Annotated in this window: 20 protein-coding genes; 15 read left to right on the plus strand and 5 right to left on the minus strand. The window is 70.1% G+C overall.

Annotated elements, in window-relative coordinates:
• Window positions 1-39 precede the first annotated feature (39 nt).
• From ACZZ98_RS17120 to ACZZ98_RS17130, 3 genes are read left to right on the plus strand one after another with little or no spacing between them, the layout of a single operon-like run.
• A complete protein-coding gene (locus ACZZ98_RS17120; RefSeq protein WP_463517370.1) occupies window positions 40-1,329 on the plus strand; it encodes an acetyl-CoA C-acetyltransferase in 1,290 nt (429 codons plus the stop codon).
• Window positions 1,330-1,332: 3 nt separating this feature from the next.
• A complete protein-coding gene (locus ACZZ98_RS17125; protein WP_463517371.1) occupies window positions 1,333-2,670 on the plus strand; it encodes a 3-oxoacyl-ACP reductase in 1,338 nt (445 codons plus the stop codon).
• Window positions 2,670-3,527, plus strand: coding sequence for a MaoC/PaaZ C-terminal domain-containing protein (locus ACZZ98_RS17130; protein WP_463517372.1), 858 nt, complete (start codon window positions 2,670-2,672; stop codon window positions 3,525-3,527). The genes ACZZ98_RS17125 and ACZZ98_RS17130 overlap by 1 nt, the downstream gene beginning before the upstream one ends.
• A gap of 6 nt (window positions 3,528-3,533) precedes the next feature.
• Here ACZZ98_RS17130 and ACZZ98_RS17135 read toward each other — a convergent pair whose 3' ends face one another.
• Window positions 3,534-4,286: a GNAT family N-acetyltransferase gene (locus tag ACZZ98_RS17135; protein WP_463517373.1), complete on the minus strand. Its 753-nt coding sequence runs from the start codon at window positions 4,284-4,286 to the stop codon at window positions 3,534-3,536.
• Window positions 4,287-4,366: 80 nt separating this feature from the next.
• On the opposite strand from ACZZ98_RS17135, the gene ACZZ98_RS17140 reads away from it, so the two are divergent.
• The 11 genes from ACZZ98_RS17140 to ACZZ98_RS17190 all read left to right on the plus strand — a co-directional run bounded on the left by ACZZ98_RS17140 (window position 4,367) and on the right by ACZZ98_RS17190 (window position 13,779).
• The gene (locus tag ACZZ98_RS17140) at window positions 4,367-5,440 is read left to right on the plus strand and encodes an FUSC family protein (RefSeq protein ID WP_463517374.1); all 1,074 of its coding nucleotides are present in this window, start codon (window positions 4,367-4,369) and stop codon (window positions 5,438-5,440) included.
• Between the two features lie 122 nt (window positions 5,441-5,562).
• Window positions 5,563-7,548, plus strand: coding sequence for a threonine--tRNA ligase (gene thrS / locus ACZZ98_RS17145; protein WP_463517375.1), 1,986 nt, complete (start codon window positions 5,563-5,565; stop codon window positions 7,546-7,548).
• Between the two features lie 14 nt (window positions 7,549-7,562).
• Window positions 7,563-7,835, plus strand: a complete 273-nt coding sequence (locus ACZZ98_RS17150) for a hypothetical protein (RefSeq protein WP_463517376.1) — start codon at window positions 7,563-7,565, stop codon at window positions 7,833-7,835.
• Window positions 7,832-8,020 carry a GNAT family N-acetyltransferase gene (locus ACZZ98_RS17155; protein WP_463517377.1) on the plus strand — a complete coding sequence of 63 codons (189 nt, stop codon included), beginning with the start codon at window positions 7,832-7,834 and terminating at the stop codon, window positions 8,018-8,020. The genes ACZZ98_RS17150 and ACZZ98_RS17155 overlap by 4 nt, the downstream gene beginning before the upstream one ends.
• Before the next feature lie 294 nt (window positions 8,021-8,314).
• Window positions 8,315-8,863, plus strand: a complete 549-nt coding sequence (locus ACZZ98_RS17160; protein ID WP_463517378.1) for an HIT family protein — start codon at window positions 8,315-8,317, stop codon at window positions 8,861-8,863.
• A 26-nt stretch (window positions 8,864-8,889) separates the two neighbouring features.
• Window positions 8,890-9,531 (plus strand): phosphatidylinositol phosphate synthase, encoded by a 642-nt coding sequence (gene pgsA / locus ACZZ98_RS17165; RefSeq protein ID WP_463517379.1) that lies wholly within the window; start codon window positions 8,890-8,892, stop codon window positions 9,529-9,531.
• On the plus strand, window positions 9,528-10,478 hold the full coding sequence (locus ACZZ98_RS17170; protein ID WP_463517380.1) for a phosphatidylinositol mannoside acyltransferase: 951 nt from the start codon (window positions 9,528-9,530) through the stop codon (window positions 10,476-10,478). The genes pgsA and ACZZ98_RS17170 overlap by 4 nt, the downstream gene beginning before the upstream one ends.
• Entirely contained in the window at window positions 10,475-11,665 is a 1,191-nt protein-coding gene (locus ACZZ98_RS17175; RefSeq protein WP_463517381.1) for a glycosyltransferase family 4 protein, read from the plus strand. Before ACZZ98_RS17170 ends, ACZZ98_RS17175 begins: the two co-directional genes overlap by 4 nt.
• Complete coding sequence (locus ACZZ98_RS17180; protein ID WP_463517382.1) at window positions 11,662-12,249, plus strand: hypothetical protein; 588 nt, start codon at window positions 11,662-11,664, stop codon at window positions 12,247-12,249. The genes ACZZ98_RS17175 and ACZZ98_RS17180 overlap by 4 nt, the downstream gene beginning before the upstream one ends.
• A gap of 21 nt (window positions 12,250-12,270) precedes the next feature.
• Window positions 12,271-13,209 (plus strand): pyridoxal 5'-phosphate synthase lyase subunit PdxS, encoded by a 939-nt coding sequence (gene pdxS / locus ACZZ98_RS17185; protein ID WP_463517383.1) that lies wholly within the window; start codon window positions 12,271-12,273, stop codon window positions 13,207-13,209.
• A gap of 30 nt (window positions 13,210-13,239) precedes the next feature.
• Window positions 13,240-13,779, plus strand: a complete 540-nt coding sequence (locus ACZZ98_RS17190; RefSeq protein ID WP_463517384.1) for a hypothetical protein — start codon at window positions 13,240-13,242, stop codon at window positions 13,777-13,779.
• Between the two features lie 131 nt (window positions 13,780-13,910).
• Here the strand turns inward: ACZZ98_RS17190 and fdhD are convergent, their stop codons facing one another.
• Genes fdhD through ACZZ98_RS17210 form a run of 4 tightly spaced genes read right to left on the minus strand, consistent with a single transcriptional unit; the run spans window position 13,911 to window position 18,787 of the window.
• The gene (gene fdhD / locus ACZZ98_RS17195; RefSeq protein ID WP_463517385.1) at window positions 13,911-14,717 is read right to left on the minus strand and encodes a formate dehydrogenase accessory sulfurtransferase FdhD; all 807 of its coding nucleotides are present in this window, start codon (window positions 14,715-14,717) and stop codon (window positions 13,911-13,913) included.
• Window positions 14,717-16,999, minus strand: a complete 2,283-nt coding sequence (locus ACZZ98_RS17200) for an FdhF/YdeP family oxidoreductase (protein WP_463517386.1) — start codon at window positions 16,997-16,999, stop codon at window positions 14,717-14,719. The genes fdhD and ACZZ98_RS17200 overlap by 1 nt, the downstream gene beginning before the upstream one ends.
• A 19-nt stretch (window positions 17,000-17,018) precedes the next feature.
• A complete protein-coding gene (locus ACZZ98_RS17205) occupies window positions 17,019-18,263 on the minus strand; it encodes a kynureninase (protein ID WP_463517387.1) in 1,245 nt (414 codons plus the stop codon).
• On the minus strand, window positions 18,260-18,787 hold the full coding sequence (locus ACZZ98_RS17210; RefSeq protein ID WP_463517388.1) for a GNAT family N-acetyltransferase: 528 nt from the start codon (window positions 18,785-18,787) through the stop codon (window positions 18,260-18,262). Before ACZZ98_RS17210 ends, ACZZ98_RS17205 begins: the two co-directional genes overlap by 4 nt.
• A 210-nt stretch (window positions 18,788-18,997) precedes the next feature.
• On the opposite strand from ACZZ98_RS17210, the gene ACZZ98_RS17215 reads away from it, so the two are divergent.
• The gene (locus ACZZ98_RS17215) at window positions 18,998-20,344 is read left to right on the plus strand and encodes an ABC transporter substrate-binding protein (RefSeq protein WP_463517389.1); all 1,347 of its coding nucleotides are present in this window, start codon (window positions 18,998-19,000) and stop codon (window positions 20,342-20,344) included.
• Window positions 20,345-20,346: the final 2 nt, after the last annotated feature.

Raw genomic sequence — 20,346 nt, forward strand, 5'->3', positions numbered from 1 at the left:
CTCGTCGTCCCCCTTCTCGACAGACCTCAGGAGCTCCCGGTGACACCAGCCAGTCCCCGCCGCGCCGCCATCCTCGGCGGCAACCGCATTCCCTTCGCCCGCCAGTTCGGGCCCTATGCCAACGCGTCGAACCAGGACATGTTCACGGCCGCCCTCGAGGGTCTCGTCGCTCGTCACGGCCTCGGCGGGAACTGCCTCGGAGAGGTCGTCGGAGGTGCCGTCATCAAGCACAGCCGCGACTTCAACCTGACCCGCGAGGCCGTCCTGGGCTCGAGTCTCGCGCCCGAGACCACGGCGTATGACGTCCAGCAGGCCTGCGGCACCGGTCTCGAGAACGCGATCCTCGTCTCCAACAAGATCAAGCTCGGCCAGATCGAGTCGGGCATCGCGGGCGGCGTCGACACCGCCTCCGACGCGCCGATCATGGTCACCGAGAAGCTCCGTCGCAAGCTGCTCAGGATCAACCGCGCCAAGTCCACCGTCGAGATGGCCAAGGCCGCCCTCCGGATCCGCCCCGGCGACATCGGCATCGAGACCCCGGCCAACACCGAGCCCCGCACCGGCCTGTCCATGGGCGAGCACATGGCCATCACGGCCAAGAAGTGGGGCATCACCCGCGAAGCCCAGGACGAGCTCGCCGCAGCCAGCCACCAGAATCTCGCGGCGGCATACGACCGCGGTTTCTTCGACGACCTCATGACGTCGTACCTCGGCCTGGCCAAGGACCAGAACCTGCGCGCCGACTCGACCGTCGAGAAGCTCGCCAGGCTCAAGCCGGTCTTCGGCAAGGGTGAGGGCGCGACGATGACGGCGGGCAACTCGACGCCGCTCACCGACGGCGCGTCCGCCGTCCTCCTCGGCAGCGAGGAGTGGGCGGCCGAGCACAACCTGCCGGTCCAGGCCTGGTTCGTCGACGGCGAGGTCGCGGCGGTCGACTATGTCCACGGCGACGAGGGCCTGCTCATGGCTCCCGCGTATGCCGTGCCGCGACTTCTCGCGCGCAATGGCCTGACGCTCCAGGACTTCGACTACTACGAGATCCACGAGGCCTTCGCCTCGACGGTGCTCTCGACGCTCAAGGCCTGGGAGGACGAGGAGTTCTGCACCCAGCGTCTCGGCCTCGAGAAGCCGCTCGGCTCCATCGACCGCAGCAAGCTCAACGTCAACGGCAGCTCGCTCGCCGCGGGTCACCCGTTCGCCGCGACCGGTGGCCGCATCGTCGCGTCGCTCGCCAAGATGCTCCACGAGCAGGGCCCGGGCAGCCGCGGTCTCATCTCCATCTGCGCTGCCGGTGGGCAGGGCGTCGTCGCGATCCTCGAAGGAGCCTGACCCATGGCGTTCAACTACGGACAGTTCGTCAGCGGCGGGGTCGGCAAGCAGCTGGCCACCAGCTTGGGGCTGCCCAGGCCGAGCCGGCTGCGTCGCCACAAGGTGGGCGGCTCGCTCGTCCCCGGTGAGGTGCTCGTGGCCGGCCACGGCGACGCCCCGGTGGCCGAGCGGGTCCGACACCTCCTCGCCGAGGCCGGTGTCACGGTTGCGTCGCGACCGTCGACGTCGGGCGCCGGCGTCGTGCTCGACCTCACCGCGATCGAGACCCCGGCCGACCTCGAGACCCTTCGTGGTGTCGTCGGCCCGGCGCTCAAGACGTTGGCTCCCTCCGGTCGCATCATCGTCATCGGCCGTCCGCCCGAGTCGGCCACCTCGGTCGCACAGGCCGCTGCCCGCCGCGCCGTCGAGGGCATCGTGCGCTCCATCGGCAAGGAGATGCGTGGCGGCGGCACCGCCAACACGGTCCTCGTGGCCGAGGGCGCGGATGCCGGCATCGACGCGACGGTGCGGTTCCTGCTCTCGGGGCGCTCGGCCTACGTGTCGGCCCAGGTCTTCCAGGTGGCGGCTCCCGTCGCCGACATCGTGGCCCCTGCTGACTGGGACCGGCCGCTCGACGGCAAGGTCGCCGTCGTCACGGGCGCCGCGCGCGGCATCGGGGCGGCCATCGCCGAGACCCTCGCTCGTGACGGCGCGACGATCGTCGCCGTCGACGTCCCGGCCGCCGGCGGCCCGCTCGCCGAGGTCGCGAACCGCCTGGGTGGCTCCGCCCTCCAGGTCGATGTCACGGCGCAGGACGCCGGGGCCAAGATCGTCGAGCACGCCCAGGCGCGCCACGGCGGCTTCGACATCGTCGTCCACAACGCCGGCATCACCCGTGACAAGCTGCTCGCCAACACCGAGGCCGACCGCTGGGACTCCGTCCTCCAGGTCAACCTCCTGTCGATCCTGCGGATGAACGAGTCGCTCATCCCGGCGATCAACGACGGCGGTCACATCGTCAACGTCTCCTCGATCGCCGGCATCGCCGGCAACCGTGGCCAGACCAACTACGCCGCGTCCAAGGCCGGCGTCATCGGCATGACCGAGTCGCTCGCCGCCGACCAGGCGGTCCTGGACAAGGGCATCACGGTCAACGCCGTCGCGCCCGGCTTCATCGAGACCGAGATGACCGCCAAGATCCCGCTCGCCACCCGTGAGATCGGCAGGCTGACGAACTCGTTGCAACAAGGTGGCCTGCCCATCGACGTCGCCGAGACCATCGGCTACTTCGCCTGGGACGCCAACCGTGCGGTCACGGGCAACGTCGTGCGCGTCTGCGGCCAGATGATCCTGGGGGCCTGATGACCCAGCAGGAGCTGTTCAGCACTGCGCCGTCCCTGGCCAAGGTCTTCCTGCGTGCCGCCGTCGCCGGCAAGAAGTCCGGCCGGTCGCTGCCCGCCAGCGAGCTCGTCCTCAGCGGACACTCGGTCGCCCGTGACCACCTCATGGACTACCAGCGGCTCTGCGGGTTCGGCGTCGATGACGTCCTGCCGCACACCTACCCGCACATCCTCGGGTTCCCGCTGCAGGCCGAGCTCATGGCGCGCAAGGCCTTCCCCCTGCCGCTCGTCGGACTGGTGCACGTCGAGAACACCATCACGGTGGGGCGCACGCTCACCGCTGACGACGTCCTCGACATCGCCGTCCACGCCGAGGACCTGCGTGAGCACCCCAGGGGTCGCCAGGTCGACCTCGTCACCGAGGTGAGCGTCGAGGGCGAGTCGGTGTGGAGCGGTCGCTCGACCTATCTCGCGCGCGGCAAGGGCAACCCCGACGCCGAGCGCGGCGCCACCGCCCCCGCGATCCCCGGCGGGGTCGCGGCCGCCCAGTGGTCCCTGGCGGGTGACCTCGGTCGGCAGTACGCCGCGGTCTCCGGTGACGTCAACCCGATCCACCTGTCTGCGCTCACAGCCAGGGCCATGGGCTTCCCCAAGACCATCGCCCACGGCATGTGGACCTCCGCCCGCGTGCTCGGTGCACTGGGACGGACGGTCAACGGTCCGAGCACGTCGCACGTGTGGTTCAAGAAGCCGGTGCTCCTGCCGGGCAGGGTCGACTTCGTCGTCGACAGCACCCAGCCGATGGTCGTCGCCGGGCTGCGCAGCACCCGCAAGCCCGAGACCGAGCACCTGGTGCTCACTCTCGAGACAGGTTCCTGAGACGGCTCAGATGCGGTGGTGGACCCACACTCCCGCCTCGACGTAGACCGCGTGGTCGTGCTCGACGCTCACGTGGACCGGGCTGAGCGCGAAGGGCACGTGGACGTCACCGCTGGCGTCGAAGGGCAACCCGGTCCGCGCCCGCCACTGCGCCAGGGTCCCGGAGATCGTCATCGCCCTCGGGCACACGCCGACGATCTCGCCGCCGACGCGTGCATGCAGTCGCAGCCACGGGTCGACCGGCAGGCCGTCCTCGCGGGTCCGCAGCGCGTAGTCGCTCATCGGTGTCCCGGGCTCCAGGTGCTTGGCGTTGGGGCGAACGGGCGCCACGAGGTCGTGGAAGCCGAGCCGCGCAGCGTTCTGCCGCTTGGCCTCCAGCATTACCGATGCCAGACCGGTGCCCTGCAGGTCGGGTCGGATCGCCACCTCGAGGGCGGACACGTGGGTGGGCTCGCGCCCGGCGAGCTCGTCCAGCCAGGCCCACACGATCACGCCGTCCCACCCGTCGTCCGGCAACGTCGGGCGCCGGATGTCCGCACCCATGGCGAAGGGGATCGAGTGTGACTTCGCCACGAGTCGGCTCGGGTCGGCGGCGTCCCACGCGAGCAGCGTCCAGGCAGCGAAGGTCGTCGCCGCCCGGGGGTAGTACAGGTCGGCGATCGCGTCGTACTTCATGAACTCCGGCCACGGGTCGTCGAACTCGTCCAGCAGGTGAGCGAGGTCCGGGCGCTCCGAGAGGCTGGCGATGTGGAGTTCCATGCCCTGACGGTAGGACGTCGGGCGTTGCTCGCGCCTCCGAGATTCCCGGGTATGCCGTGTCGCGGCCTAGGGTCGCGAACATGCCCACTCTCTCCCGCGACGACCTCCTCATGGTCGTCAAGGCCACCATGGCCACGGTCATCGCCTGGTTCGTCGCCGACCGGGTCATGGGCAGCGCCACCCCCTTCTATGCCCCTCTGGCCGCGCTCCTCGTCGTCGACCGGACCGTTGCACGCTCGCTCGGCCAGAGCGTGCGCCGCATCCTCGCCGTGGGGCTCGGGATGGCCCTCGCCTGGTTGGTCGGCACGACGCTCGGCCTGCACTGGTGGAGCATGGCCATCGTCATCCTCGGTGCTCTCGTCCTGGGTCGCTGGCACCGACTCGGGGACTCGGGGATCCAGGTGCCTTCCATGGCGCTCCTGTCGTTGCTCACCGCAGGTGGCACGGACGAGGACTTCACCGGCATCACGATGTTGGAGACGCTCGTGGGCGGCATGATCGGCGTGGCCGTCAACGTGCTGGTCTTTGCGCCGCTGCACGTGCAGGCACCCCGCGAGAGGGTTCTCGACTACAGCCGGCGCGTGCGCGGACTTCTCGACGAGGTCGCTCAAGGGCTCCGGGGGGGGTGGGACAAGGGCTCCGTCGAGGCCTGGCGGGACGCCGCCGACGCCCTCCACGAGGAGGCGCCCGGGGTGCTCGACCTCATCGAGCTCGGCCGCGAGAGCCAGCGGTTCAACCCGCGTGACGAGCTGCACCGGCTCGAGCCGGCCTGGGACGGCTACCGCGAGACCGTGGACGGGCTGCGTCGCGCGACCTGGCACGTCAGCGGGCTGGTCCGGACGCTGGGCGACAACCTCGACCATCCCGACCGTGCCACCCCGAGCCAGGACTTCCTCGAAGGGATCGCCTCCGTCCTCAGTGAGGTGGCGGCAGCGTTCGACGACTTCGGCGTGGACGGAGCGCTCGACTCCGTGGGCTCACGCCTGGACGGCGTCGAGCGCCGGCTCGACGAGCTCACGACGCTGCTGCACGAGACACCCCTGGCGGACCCTCGCGCCTGGCCCGAGCACGGCGCCCTGCTCCATGACTGCACCCGCCTCGTGGCGGACCTGCGCCGCGTGGCCGGGGTCGCAGTCATCCCACCCACCGACTGAGCCGCTCCCCACGCGCGAAAGGCGCGCGCGTCGCGGGAAACCAGCCGGATAGCATCGGTATGCCGCGTCGGGACGTCCGCACGCGGCATACCCCCGTTTCGTGTCACCCCAGGAGAGTCGCTGTGTCCTCACAGATCACCGTTCATGTCGCCGGAGACGAGCGATCGGTGGAGCTGGAGACGACGGCCGGTGACCTCTTCGAGGGCCAGCGCGAGGTGCTGGTCGCCCGCGTCAACGGTGAGCTGCGCGACCTCGCCCACGTCGTCGCCGACGGTGACGTCGTCGAGCCGGTGACCGCTCAGGAGCAGGACGGGCTGGATGTCCTGCGGCACAGTGCTGCTCACGTCCTGGCCCAGGCCGTGCAGCAGCTCAACCCGGAGGCAAAGCTCGGGATCGGGCCGCCCATCCGAGACGGCTTCTACTACGACTTCGACGTGGCCGAGCCGTTCCAGCCCGACGACCTCAAGGCCCTCGAGAAGGCCATGCAGAAGATCGTCAACGAGGGCCAGACCTTCGTGCGCCGCGAGATCAACGACGACGACGCACTCGTGGAGCTGGGGGACGAGCCCTACAAGTGCGAGCTCATCGGGCTCAAGGGCGGCGCGGCCTCAGAAGCAGCCGAGGGCGCGGACGTCGAGGTCGGCGGCGCGCAGCTCACCATCTATGACAACGTCCGTCGCGACGGCACCAAGGCGTGGGGCGACCTCTGCCGCGGCCCGCACGTGCCGACCACCAAGGTCCTCGGCAACGCCTTCAAGGTGATGCGCAGCGCCGCCGCCTACTGGCGCGGCTCCGAGAAGAACCCGCAGCTGCAGCGCGTCTACGGCACCGCGTGGCCGACCAAGGAGGAGCTCAAGGCCTACCTCGACCGCCTCGCCGAGGCCGAGAAGCGAGACCACCGCAAGCTCGGCGCCGAGCTCGACCTCTACAGCTTCCCCGACGAGATCGGCTCGGGGATGGCGGTCTTCCACCCCAAGGGCGGGGTCATCAAGCGTGAGATGGAGGACTACGTCCGTCGTCGCCACATCGAGGAGGGCTTCGACTACGTCGGCACCCCGCACATCAGCAAGGACGGGCTGTTCCACACCTCGGGACACCTGCCCTACTACGCCGACACGATGTTCCCGCCGATGGAGATGGAGCACGCGGAGTACCGCCTCAAGGCGATGAACTGCCCGATGCACAACCTCATCTTCCGGTCGCGCGGTCGCTCCTACCGTGAGCTGCCCCTGCGCTTCTTCGAGTTCGGCTCGGTCTACCGCTACGAGAAGTCCGGGGTCGTCCACGGCCTCACCCGGGTGCGTGCCATGACCCAGGACGACTCGCACTCCTACGTCACCGCTGAGCAGGCGCCGGCGGAGGTCGAGCACCTCCTCGACTTCGTCACCGGTCTGCTGAAGGACTTCGGACTCGACGACTACTACTTCGAGCTGTCGACCCGCGACGACTCGGAGGAGAAGAAGGACAAGTTCATCGGCTCCGCGGAGCAGTGGGACACCGCGACGCGCGTCCTCGAGGAGACCGCGAGCAAGTACGGCGTCGACCTCGTCCCCGACCCGGGCGGCGCCGCGTTCTACGGTCCGAAGATCTCGGTGCAGGCTCGCGACGCGATCGGCCGCACCTGGCAGATGTCGACGATCCAGTACGACTTCAACCAGCCCGAGCGCTTCGGTCTGGAGTACCAGGCGGCCGACGGCACGCGTCAGCAGCCGGTGATGATCCACTCGGCCAAGTTCGGCTCGATCGAGCGCTTCATCGGCGTCCTCGTGGAGCACTACGCGGGCGCGTTCCCGGTGTGGCTCAGCCCTGTCCAGGTGCTGGGACTCCCGGTCGCGGACGAGTACAACGACTACCTCTGGGGCGTCCTCTCGCAGATGAAGGCCAAGGGCATCCGCGTCGAGCTGGACGACAGCGACGACCGCTTCCCCAAGAAGATCCGCAACGCGAGCAAGGCCAAGGTCCCGTTCGCCCTCATCGCCGGCGAGGAGGACCGCAGCAACGACGCGGTCTCCTTCCGCTACCGCGACGGGTCGCAGAAGAACGGTGTGCCGGTCGAGGACGCGATCGCGGAGGTCCTGGGCGCCATCGAGACCCGCGCCCAGGTCTGACGCGGGCGCCTGACATGGAACCGGTCGTCCGGCTCGCCGAGCCCCGTGACGCGTTCGCCGTCGCGGCGCTCACGATGCAGGACGACCGGGAGTGCGGTGCGCACATCGAACCGGGGTTCCTCGACACCTACGCCGACGCGTGGCTGGCCGACCGCGACCGGGTGACCTTCGTCGCCGAGGCGGCGGACGGCCGCCCGCTCGGCCTGGTCACGGCTGCGGTCATCACCAGCTTCCCAGCTCGAGGCGGCCGAGGACGCGCTGGCTGCACGTGTCACTGCTGTTCGTGACGCAGGACGCCCGCGGCGCCGGCCTGGGCACCCGGCTCCTCTCGACCCTTCAGCTGTGGGCAGGGCAGAACGACGTCGACCGGATGCAGCTCAACGCTGCGCCACGGGCTCGCGGCCTCTACGAGCGGGCCGGGTTCACGACTCCCGCACCGGAGCTCATGGAGTGGCGCGCCAGCACGCGGTGAGCGGGCCGGCTTCAGCGGTGCGAACGGCATACCGGCATGGCGGTATGCCGTTCGCGCACCTCACGCGCACCTCACGCGCACCGGCTCGGGTGCGGCGCTCTTCGCGCGAGGCAGATCCTCACAACTCGAGCCGCGGTTCGAGGCACAAGTCCACAACATCCACCTTCGTTAGCCCCGCCGAGCAACCTTTGCCCGACCCACGACGTCTCAATGGTTGGAGGGACCGGGGCGTCGTGCAGGGGCGCACGCCCCGGCCCTCCGACCACGGGTGCGCGCCTGTCTAGGATCGTGGGCATGAGTGATGTTCCGACGACCGCCGCCGAGGACTTCGCGGGGGTGCCGGACGGTTTCGACCGGCTGTGGACCCCTCATCGGCTGGCCTACGTCACGGGGGAGCGCCCGTCCAAGGACGCCGGCGACGGCTGCCCGTTCTGCGCCGCCCCGGGTCGGGACGACGAGGACGGGCTCGTCGTGCACCGCGGGGAGCACTGCTACGTGGTGATGAACCTCTTCCCCTACAACCCGGGTCACGTGCTCGTCTGTCCCTATCGGCACGTGTCCCTCTACGTCGACCTCACCGACGAGGAGACGGCCGAGTTCACGGCTCTGACCAAGCAGGCGATCGTGGCACTGCAGGAGTCGTCGGGACCGCAGGGCTTCAACATCGGGATGAACCAGGGCGCGGTGGCGGGGGCGGGCGTCGCGGCGCACCTGCACCAGCACGTCGTGCCGCGGTGGGGCGGCGACATGAACTTCCTGCCCGTCGTGGGGCAGACCAAGGCGTTGCCGGTCCTCCTCGAGGACGCGCGCCGCCGCCTCGCGCTGGCCTGGCCGGGGGAGTGAGCCCGGCCCACTAGGCTGGCCGCACCATGCTCAACAAGTACGCGCGACCCCTCTTCACGAAGCTCCTGACCCCGCTGGCCTCGCTCCTGCTGCGCCTCGGGGTGAGCCCTGACGTCGTGACGATCGTGGGCACCCTCGGTGTGAGCCTCGGTGCCCTGGTCTTCTATCCGCGCGGTGAGTTCCTCGTCGGGACCCTCGTGATCACGGCCTTCGTCTTCTCGGACACGGTCGACGGCATCATGGCGCGCCGGTCCGGGCGCTCGAGCCTGTGGGGCGCCTATCTCGACTCGACGCTCGACCGCGTCGCGGACGCCTCGGTCTTCAGCGGGCTCGTCCTGTTCTATGCCGGGGGCCAGAACCTCCGCCCGGACAGCATCCTCCAGGTCCGTCCCGGGATCATGGCCGCCCTCGCCCTGGGCTGCCTCATCCTGGGCATGGTCGTCTCCTACGCCAAGGCCCGCGCCGAGGGCTTGGGCATGACGGCCAACGTGGGGATCGCGGAGCGGGCCGAGCGCCTCGTCGCCGTCCTCGTGACCACCGGCTTCGTCGGCTGGTTCGTCCCCGAGATCTTCCTCGCCGTCGTGCTGGGCCTCCTCGCCCTCGCCAGCCTCGTCACCGTCGTGCAGCGCATGCTCGAGGTGCGGCGACAGGCCCTCGACGTCGCGTGAGCCGGCTTCCTTCAGCACTTCTCTCCCGGGCCACCGACGTCGCGACGGTGGCCGGCTTCCGCGTGGGATGGTCCCTCATTCGGCGTATGCCGGAGCGCACGGCCTACGCGGTCTTCGACCGGATCGCGGATCTCACCGTCGCCCGCGGTGGCGGTGCGCGGATGCGCGCGAACTATGCGACCGTCCGACCCGAGCTCGATGACGCCGCGCTGGACGCGCTGGTGCGCGACGGGATGCGGGCCTACCTGCGCTACTACTGCGAGGCGTTCCGGCTGCCCGTCCTCACGCCTGAGGAGCTGGCCGCCCGCGTGCGGGTCGAGGGCGACGGGCCGGTGCGTGAGGTCCTTGCGGCCGACGGCTCACTCGTCTGCTTCCTCGGGCACCTCGGCAACTGGGACCTGGCCGGAGCCTGGGGAGCCGTGCACCTCGGGCCGGTGACGACGGTGGCGGAGCGACTCGAGCCGGAGGAGGTCTTCGAGGAGTTCCTCGAGTTCCGCACGGGCCTCGGCATGACCATCCACCCGCTCACCGGGGGGCCACCCCCGTTCCCGCTGCTGCGTGAGGCCACGGGGCGGCGCGGACTCATCCCTCTGCTCGCCGACCGCGACCTCTCCCGCGATGGTGTCGAGGTCGACTTCTGCGGCGAGCCCGCACGGATGGCGGCGGGCCCTGCCGCACTCGCCCTGACCACGCGCCGACCACTCTTCCCCGTCTCGATCCGTCACGAGCGCCGTGACGCGGGATGGGGGATCGTCATCACCTTCCACGAGCCGGTGCCCTTGCCCGAGTCGGGGACGACCCGGGCCAAGGTGGCCGAGATGACGCAGGCGTGCGCCGACGCCCTCGGGGCCACCGTGCGCGAGCACACCGCCGACTGGCACATGCTCCAGCCCGTCTTCACCAAGGATCTCGACCGTGAGCGCCTCGCCCGTGCCGGGGCGTCATGAGGATCGGGCTCGTCTGTCCTTATGCCTATGACGTGCCCGGGGGGGTGCAGTTCCACGTCCGGGACCTGGCCGAGTACTTCATCGCGCAGGGCCACGACGTCTCCGTCCTCGCACCGGTCGATGACGACGCGACGTCGCTGCCGGCATACGTGACGTCGTGCGGTCGGGCAGTTCCGGTGCGCTACAACGGATCCGTCGCCCGCCTGACCTTCGGGCCGGTGACCTCGTCGCGCGTGAGCAGGTGGCTCGAGGACGGCGAGTTCGACGTCCTCCACCTGCACGAACCGGTGACGCCCAGCGCGTCGCTCATGGCCCTCTGGGCCTCGTCCGAGCCTGTCGTCGCGACGTTCCACACGTCCACCCTCCGCTCGCGCGCCATGCACGCGGCCAACCCGTTGCTCCGCCCCTCCACCGAGAAGATCCGCGCCCGGATCGCCGTGTCCGAGGAGGCCCGCGGGACGGTGCGGCGCCACCTTGGCGGCGACGCCTACATCATCCCCAACGGCGTCGACACGAAGCGCTTCGCGCCGAACGGCGCCGTGACCCGGTGGAGCGGCACGCCCGAGAGACCCACCCTCGCGTTCCTCGGTCGCATCGACGAGCCCCGCAAGGGCCTCGCCGTCGTCGTGGCGGCGATGCCGGCGATCCTCGACGCGTTGCCCGGCGCCCGGCTCGTCGTCGCCGGTCCGGGAGAGGTCGACGAGATCGCCGAGCGCCTCGACCCGCGAGTCAGGGCCGCCACCGAGTTCCTCGGCGCCGTCTCCGAGGAGGACAAGGTCGCGCTGCTCCGGTCGGCGGACCTCTACGTCGCTCCCCACACGGGTGGTGAGAGCTTCGGCATCGTCCTCGTCGAGGCGATGGCCTCGGGGGCACCTGTCCTCGCCAGTGACCTGCAGGCCTTCACCGCGGTCCTTGGTGCCGACTCCGCCGGTCGCACCTTCCCCAACGGCGACAGCGCCGCACTCGCTGCGGCGGCCATCGACCTCATCGGCTCAACCGCAGATCGTGAGCGACTGCGCGAGCTCGGACTCAGGCGGGCCCGCTCGTTCGACTGGGCGGTCGTCGCCGAGCGGGTCATGGCGGTGTACGAGACTGTCATCGAGGGCGCCGACCACTCCCCGGTCGATGCCGGCCCGCGCGCAGGCCTGCTCGGTCGCCTGCGCTGGCCAGTGAGAGGTGAAGCGTGATCGATGTCCTGCAGGTCGCGACGATCATCGCCCTGGTTCTGCTCGGTGCAGCCTGGTACCTCTCCTACTCCGCCTCGCGCCTCGACCGGCTGCACGCCAAGGTCGAGGGTGCCGTGTCGGCGCTGGACGCCCAGCTCGTGCGCCGGGCCGAGGCCACGCTCGAGCTCGCCACCAGCGGAAGTGTGGACCCGGCCACCTCGCTGCTCCTCGCCGACGCAGCGAGCGAGGCGCTCGAGCGCCACACCCACCACCCGCTCAGCCATGACCTGCTCGACGGGCAGACGTTCGCCGGGCGTGAGAGCACCGAGGCCGACCTCACCGCGACACTGCGCGCGGCACTGCAGCCCGAGACCGTCCAGGCCCTGCGCGAACAACCGGGCAGTCCCGGGGCCGATGGGCTGAGCCGGGTCGAGGCGAGCGCCCTGAGGGTCCAGCTCGCCCGCCGGTTCCACAACGACGCGGTGCGCGAGGTGCGCCGGGTGCGGGACAAGAAGGTGGTGCGGCTCTTCCGACTGGCCGGGCACGCGGCCCTCCCGATGCCCGTCGACTTCGACGATGACCTTCCGCCTGCGGTGCTCGACTGAGCCGGACCTACACTTGCGCGCATGAGTGAGAACACCCCCGCCGCGGACTCCCCGACCACCACCTCCAGCAGCACCACCAGCAGCACCGGCACGACCCGGGTGAAGCGCGGCATGGCCGAGATGCTCAAGGGCGGCGTCATCATGGACGTCGTCAACGCCGAGCAGGCCAAGATCGCCGAGGACGCGGGGGCCGTCGCCGTCATGGCCCTCGAGCGGGTCCCCGCCGACATCAGGGCCCAGGGTGGCGTGTCGCGCATGTCCGACCCCGACATGATCGACGGCATCATCGCCGAGGTGTCGATCCCGGTCATGGCCAAGGCCCGCATCGGTCACTTCGTCGAGGCCCAGGTGCTGCAGTCCCTCGGCGTGGACTACATCGACGAGTCCGAGGTCCTGACCCCGGCCGACTACGCCAACCACATCGACAAGTGGAACTTCACTGTTCCCTTCGTCTGTGGAGCGACCAACCTCGGTGAGGCCCTGCGCCGCATCACCGAGGGCGCCGCCATGATCAGGTCCAAGGGCGAGGCCGGCACCGGTGACGTCTCCAACGCCACGACCCACATGCGGCAGATCCGCCAGCAGATCCGCAAGCTCCAGAACCTGCCCGAGGACGAGCTCTTCGTCGCGGCCAAGGAGCTCCAGGCTCCCTACGAGCTCGTCAAGGAGGTCGCCGAGGCCGGCAAGCTGCCGGTGGTGCTCTTCACCGCCGGTGGCATCGCCACCCCCGCGGACGCGGCGATGATGATGCAGCTCGGCGCCGAGGGTGTCTTCGTCGGCTCCGGCATCTTCAAGTCCGGCAACCCGGCCCAGCGCGCCGAGGCGATCGTCAAGGCCACGACCTTCTTCGACGACCCCGACGTGATCGCCAAGGTCTCCCGCGGTCTCGGCGAGGCCATGGTCGGGCTCAACGTCGACGAGATCCCCGAGCCGCACCGCCTCTCCGAGCGGGGCTGGTGACCCGGCCGGTCCGCTGAGCTGGGGGAAGCCGTGTTCGGGTTCGGGTTCGGGTTCGACAGCATGTTCGGGCTGTTCAGCGCGTTCATCGCTGCGATCCCCCTGCTCTTCGCCGGTGCTCTGGTGCTCCTGTGGCACAGGACGCGCAGCCCCAGAGTGCCGATCTCGACTGCTCAGGCCGTCTCCGCGGCCGGCCACGACCCGGCGCGCCCGCCCGCACGCCCGGTCGGGCAGTGGAACGCCCGGGTGACGCCGAGCGGGCGGCTCGAGCTCACGGGCGACGGTGGCACCATCCGCATCGAGAACGGCTGGCTCGGGTTCCATGCGGGCGACGCGGCGACGCCGACGTGGCTCGTGCCCACGACGCGAGTGCGCGCGGGCAAGAACAGCATCCTGTCGCAGGGCGAGGTGTGGGTCGAGACAGAGCAGACCGGCCGGCTCAACCTCACGGTCAGCCACGAGCACATCAACCTCATCTCCCGCAACGACTTCAAGGACCTGCGGGAGCGGCGCTACGCCGACGAGTTCCTCTGGCTGCTCCACCAGTCCGGCGCCCAGGTCGTCGCGGCCTGACCTGCGCCGGATCGGCCCGCTCAGCACCCTCCGCGGGCGCCGAGCGAGCCACAACGTGGTGAGCGATGCACCCATGGGTGGTGTGTTCGCCAACCTCTGCCTCGCTCGAGCCGCGAGCGTCGGCCGACAGGTCAGTGGGGGATGCGGTGCGAGTGCGTGTAGACGTTCATCCGACGGCCCCGCGCGAAGGCCACGAGGGTGACCCCGAGCCGGTCGGCTGCCTCGATGGCCAGCGATGACGGCGCCGACACGCAGGCCAGCACCGAGATGCCCGACACCGCCGCCTTCTGGACGATCTCGAAGCTGGCCCGGCTCGACACCACGAGCAGCCCACCGGCGGCCTCGACGCCCGTGACGAGCGCTGAGCCCAGCACCTTGTCGACGGCGTTGTGCCGCCCGATGTCCTCGCGGACGATGGCGAGCCCGCTGCTGGCGGTCGGCACCAGGCCCGCCCCGTGCACACCACCGGTCTTGTCGAACACGGCCTGACGGGAGCGCAGCTCGTGCAGCGCGTCCGCGATCTGCGCGGCCTCCCACAACACCTCGGGCGGCTTCTGCTCGACCACGGACTCGATGGCCTCGACAGCAGTGGTCCCGCACAGGCCGCACCCGCCGAGCGAGGCGAGGTTGCGGGTCGAGGTCACGGCGGTCCGGGCGTCACGACCCGGCACCGTCAGGTTGAGCACGTTGAGGGTGTCGAGGTCGGAGCAGAACTGCGCCGACACCACGTCGTCGCGGCGGGCGATGACGCCCTCGGCCCGCAGCAGCCCGTGGGCCAGGTCCACGTCGGCCCCCGGCGTGCGCATCGTCACCGTGAAGGTCTCGCCGTTGACCCTGATCTCCAGCGGCTCCTCACCGGCGACCGTGTCGATCGCCCGAGACACCTCCCCGTCGAGGTCGATGCGGACGACCTTGTGGCGTGAGGTGACCCGGCCCATCAGCGAGCCTCGAGACGGATGACGACCGACTTCGACGTCGGCGTGTTGCTGCCGCGGGCGGTCGAGTCCAGGGGCACGAGGACGTTGGCCTCGGGGAAGTAGGCGGCGGCACATCCTCGGGCGGTCGGATAGGCGACGATGCGGAACTCCTCGGCCCGTCGCTCGGTCAGCTCGTCGCCGCCCTCGACCCCACGCCACTCCGAGACGATGTCGACCATCTGCTCGTCGGCCAGCCCCAGGGCAGCGAGGTCGGAAGGGTTGACGAAGACGACGCGTCGTCCGCCCTTGACGCCGCGATAGTGGTCGTCGAGCCCATAGATCGTGGTGTTGTACTGGTCGTGGCTGCGGATCGTCTGCAGGAGCAGCCGTCCCGGAGGGCACTGTGGAAACTCCAGAGGATGCACCGAGAAGCGCGCCCGTCCGCCGTCGACGTCGAACTTCCGCTGGCGCGGCGCCAGCGGCAGCTGGAAGCCCCCCTTGTCGAGGATGCGCTCCTCGAAACGGTCGAACCCGGGCACGACGCGCGAGATGTGGTCACGGATGACGCGGTAGTCGCCGCGCATGCCGGACCAGTCCACGGGGGAGTCGGGCAGCACCCGACGAGCCAGCTCGCACACGATCGCCACCTCGCTGAGCAGGGTGTCGCTGGCCGGGCCGAGGCGGCCACGGGAGGCGTGCACCATGGCCATCGAGTCCTCGACGGTGACGACCTGCTCACCGGTGACCTGTTCGTCACGTTCGGTGCGCCCCAACGTGGGGAGGATGAGCGCCTCAGCCCCGGTGACGGTGTGCGAGCGGTTGAGCTTGGTGGACACGTGGCAGGTGAGGTCTGCGGCTTCGAGTGCCTCCTCGGTGACGTCGCTGTCGGACATGGCCCGGACGAAGTTGCCGCCCATGGCGAAGAAGACCGAGGCCCGTCGGTCACGCAGCGCACGGACGGCTTCGACGGCATCCACACCGTGCTCACGGGGTGAGGTGATGGAGAACTCCGCGTCGAGGGCGTCGAGGAAGGCCGGAGACGGTCGCTCGAAGATCCCCATGGTGCGGTCGCCCTGGACGTTGGAGTGGCCACGCACCGGGCAGACGCCGGCGCCCTCCCGGCCGATGTGGCCGCCGAGCAGCAGGACGTTGAGCATCTCCTGGATCGTCGCGACGGCATGCCGGTGCTGGGTGATCCCCATGGCCCAGCAGACGATGATGGAGCCGGCCGCCTCGACCTCGCCCGCCACGGCGCGGATCTCCGCCTCGGTGAGGCCGGTCGCAGCCAGGGTGGTGGGCCAGTCCAGGGTGACGCGGGCGGCGGCATACGCCTCGAACCCGGCGGTGTGGTCCTCGACGAACTTCCGGTCCACGGCGCCGCGTTGAAGCAGGAGGTGGCCCACGGCCTGGAAGAGCGCCTGGTCGCCGCCCAACCGCACCCCGACGTGTCGGTCGGCGAGCTTGGTGCCCCGACCGACGACGCCCCTGACCGTCTGTGGGTTGCGGAACGTCATGAGACCCGCCTCCGGCAGCGGGTTGATCGCGATGACGCGAGCACTGTTGTCCTTGGCTGCTTCCAGCGTCGACAGCATGCGCGGGTGGTTGGTGCCGGGATTCTGCCCGACGACGAGGATGAGGTCGGCCTTGGTCAGGTCGTCGATGGTGACCGTGCCCTTGCCGATGCCGATGGTCTCGGTGAGCGCGGTGCCGCTGGACTCGTGGCACATGTTGGAGCAGTCAGGCAGGTTGTTGGTCCCCAGCTCGCGCACGAACAGCTGGTAGGCGAACGCGGCCTCGTTGCTCGTCCGCCCGGAGGTGTAGAAGATCGCCCGGTCCGGGTCGTCGAGCTCGCGCAGATGACGCGCCACGATGTCCAGCGCCCGCTCCCAGCTGACGGGTTCATAGTGGTCGGCCCCGATGGGCTTGTGCATCGGCGTCGTGAGCCGGCCCTGTGACCCGAGCCAGTAGTCGGACTTCCCTCGCAGGGAGGAGATCGAGTGCTCGGCGAAGAACCCAGGTGTCACGCGACGGCGGGTCGCCTCCTCTGCCACCGCCTTGGCGCCGTTCTCGCAGAACTCCGCCCGATGCGACTCCGCCGGATCCGGCCAGGCACAGCCGGGGCAGTCAAAACCCTTGTCCTGGTTGACTCTCAAGAGCGTCCGAGCTGTCCTCACGGGACCCATCTGGCGCAGGGACATGCGCATCGAACGCACCACAGCGGGCACTCCGGCTGCTGAGGTCGGGGGCGAGTCGACCTCGAGGTCGCCCTCGCCCTGGTCGTCGGTCGGTGCGTTGCGTCCCATCAGAACCATTGTCCCCCTGTCAGGTCACGGTTGCGCGCTGCCGGAACCGCTCCTGCTCGAACTCGCGCCCGACGACGACGTCCCGCAGGTGCACGGCTGCCGCGAGAGCGTCCTCGTGCGCCAGGTAGAGCGGGGCGAAACCGAGCCGGACGATGTCGGTCTCGCGGAAGTCGCCGATGACTCCGCGCGCGATGAGCGCCTGCACCACGGCATACGCGTCGGGGTGCCGCAGGCTCACCTGGGAGCCGCGGGTCTCGTCCCGTGGCGTGGCCATCGGGAGGTCGACGCCGAGGGCGTCGAGGCACTCGACGAAGAATCGGGTCAGCGAGAGTGAACGTCGCCTCACGTCAACGACATCCAAGCCGTCGTATGCCGTGAGCGCACCTTCCAGCGTCGCGATCCCGAGCACCGGGGGAGTGCCCACGCGGGCTCGGGTGATGCCGTCCGCGGGCACGTGGTCGGGCGTCATCGCGAAGGGCGTGGCATGACCGTTCCACCCGAGGATCGGGTTGGTGAAGTCGGCAAGGTGCTGCGGTGCGACGTAGATGAAGGCCGGGGCGCCGGGTCCGCCGCTGAGGTACTTGTAGCCGCAGCCCACCGCGAAGTCGGCGCCGCCCTCGGTCAGTCCCACCTCCACGACACCAGCAGAGTGGCACAGGTCCCAGCACGCGAGGGCTCCGGTGACGTGGGCCGCGTCCGTGATCGCGCCGAGGTCCCAGAGCTGGCCGGTGCGGTAGTCGACGTGTGAGTACGAGGCGAGGGCAACGTCGTTCGAGCCTTCGAGGCGCGCGACGGCGTCGCCAGGTCGGACCAGCTCGAGCGTGAGGCCGAGCTGGTCGCAGACTCCGCGGGTGACGTGCACGTCCGTCGGGAAGGAGTCCGGGTCGGTGAGGACGACGCTTCGGTCGGGGCGCATTCTCGCGGCGGCGTGGACCGCCTTGAAGAGGCTGACGGTCGTGGAGTCACCGACGACGACGGTTCCGGGCGGCGCGCCGACGAGCTCGCCGATGCGGTCACCGACCCGCTCCGGGGCGGTCCACCACGCCGAGTCGTTCCAGGCGCGGATGAGCTGGTGGCCCCACTGACGGTCCACGGCGTCGGCGGCCGCCTCGCGCGCCGCCACGGACATCGCCCCGAGCGAGTTGCCGTCGAGATAGATGACGCCCTCGGGCAGGACGAACGCGTCACGTCGATCGGTCGACGCGTGTTCGACATCGAGGTCACGTGCGCGCTTCGCCAGCGCAGTCAGGGCATCGTCGGTCATGCCCCGACCCTCTCATCCCGCAGGAGCATGAAGGCGAGGTCGGGTCGGTGGTCCGGCAGCCAGGCCGGCCTGGCCGTGCCGACCGTGTGCCAGCCGCGTCGCCGGTAGAAGCGCCCGGCGTCCGTCTCGTCGCCGACGACGTCGAGCATCGGAGTGAGCCCACGACGGCGGATCTCGGCGAGGGCCGTGTCATGCAGGAGGCCGCCGATCCCGGAGCCGTGGCGGCCGCCTGCGACGAAGAGGACGGACACCTCCCCGAGTCCGTCGGCGGGTCGGCCCGTGGCGCTCTCCCACTCGGCCGCCATGCGGCCACCGGTGAGCTCGGTGACGGACACGTGGCCGACGACGGTCTGATCCTCCACGGCGACCCAAGCGGCGAGCTCGCCGGGGCGGACGACGAACTCCTCGGGCGGGAAGGGCAGTGGCCACCGCTGCGGGTAGGAGGTCGCCGGCTGCTGGGCGGCGAGCAGCTCGACGAGGACGGGCAGGTCGTATGGGCGGCGTTCGCGGATCGTCACGGGCACTTGACGAACGGTAGGCGAAGCAGGGCCTCGAGCGAGGCTCCGTGCCGTCGGCGCAGGTCAAGGCGTTATCGGAGCGTCACCAAAGTGACCCCGGGCCAATGTGTCGCAACTCACACCCGGGGGTATAGAACGGAACATGGGTCGGCGTTGTCCCTGCCGGCCCTTCGTCCCTGCGCACGCAAGACGCGGCCGATCTAGGAGCCAACGCCCATGTCCCACTCCCCGTCATCCGACCTCTCCCGTCGCCTGCTCCTCGGAGGCTTCGGTGCCATCGGCGCGAGCGCTGCGCTCTCCGCCTGCTCCGGCGGGACCAGCACCCCTCCGGGCGCGGCCCCCTCCAGCGGCTCCTTCGGCGAGGGCGACAAGTACGACGGCCCCAAGGTCAACGTCGCCTTCTGGAACGGCTTCACCGGGGGCGACGGGCCCTTCATGAAGCAGATGGTCGACGCCTTCAACAAGGAGAACCCCAACGTCACCGTGGCGATGAACACCCTCCAGTGGGGCGACTTCTATCCCAAGGTGCCCACGGCCGTGGCCTCAGGAGCCGGACCCGACGTGGCGATCATGCACATCGACCAGCTCGCCACGAACGCCGCGCGCCGGGTCATCGTCCCCCTCGACGAGATCGCGACGGGGCTCAAGCTCGAGGAGGCCGACTTCGCTCCCGTGGTCTGGAACGCCGGCGAGTACAAGGACGCCCGCTACGGCATTCCCCTCGACATCCACCCGTTGGGCTTCTACGCCAACAAGGGCCTCATGACCAAGGCGGGCATCACCGAGATCCCGACCGACCGCGCCGGGTTCGAGGCGGCAGTCACCGAGCTCAAGGGCAAGGGAGGCGTCGCCACACCGTTCTGGGTCACGGCCACCTGGCCTGCACACCTCATCTTCACCTCGCTCATCGCCCAGTTCGGCGGAAGCATCTACGACGAGGAGGGCGCCAAGGCCACCTTCAACTCCGACGCGGGCGTCGAGGCGCTCCAGTGGATGACGAGCTTCATCGGCAAGGGCGCCAGCCCCAAGAACGTCTCCAACGACGCCCAGGCCGTGGCCTTCCGCCAGCAGCGCAACGCGCTGACCTTCGACGGCATCTGGATGATGAACGAGTGGGCCAAGGTCAAGGGCCTCGAGTGGGAGGCGGCCAAGTTCCCGACCATCGGCGACAAGCCGGCCGTGTGGGCCAGCTCGCACAACTTCGTCGTCACGAGCCAGGCGGCCAAGGACCCCGACAAGCTTGCCGCGTCGAGGGCCTTCATCTCCTACATCTCCGGCAAGTCCATCGAGTGGGCGAAGTCCGGCCAGGTGCCGGCGCGCAAGAGCGTGCGTGACTCGGCGGAGTTCAAGGCGCTCAAGGTGCAGTCGGTCCTGGCGGAGCAGCTGCCGGACGTGCAGTTCCCGCCGTCGGTGCCCGGCATCGGTGACGTCACCACACCGACGTACGAGACCGCGGTCAACGAGGTCGTCCTGGGCAAGAAGGAGGCGAAGGCGGCTCTCGACGAGGCTGCCAAGAAGGCCGACTCCCTGCTGAAGGCCAACCAGTCGAAGTACCAGGCCTGAGA

The sequence above is a fragment of the Knoellia sp. AC549 genome (assembly GCF_979258975.1).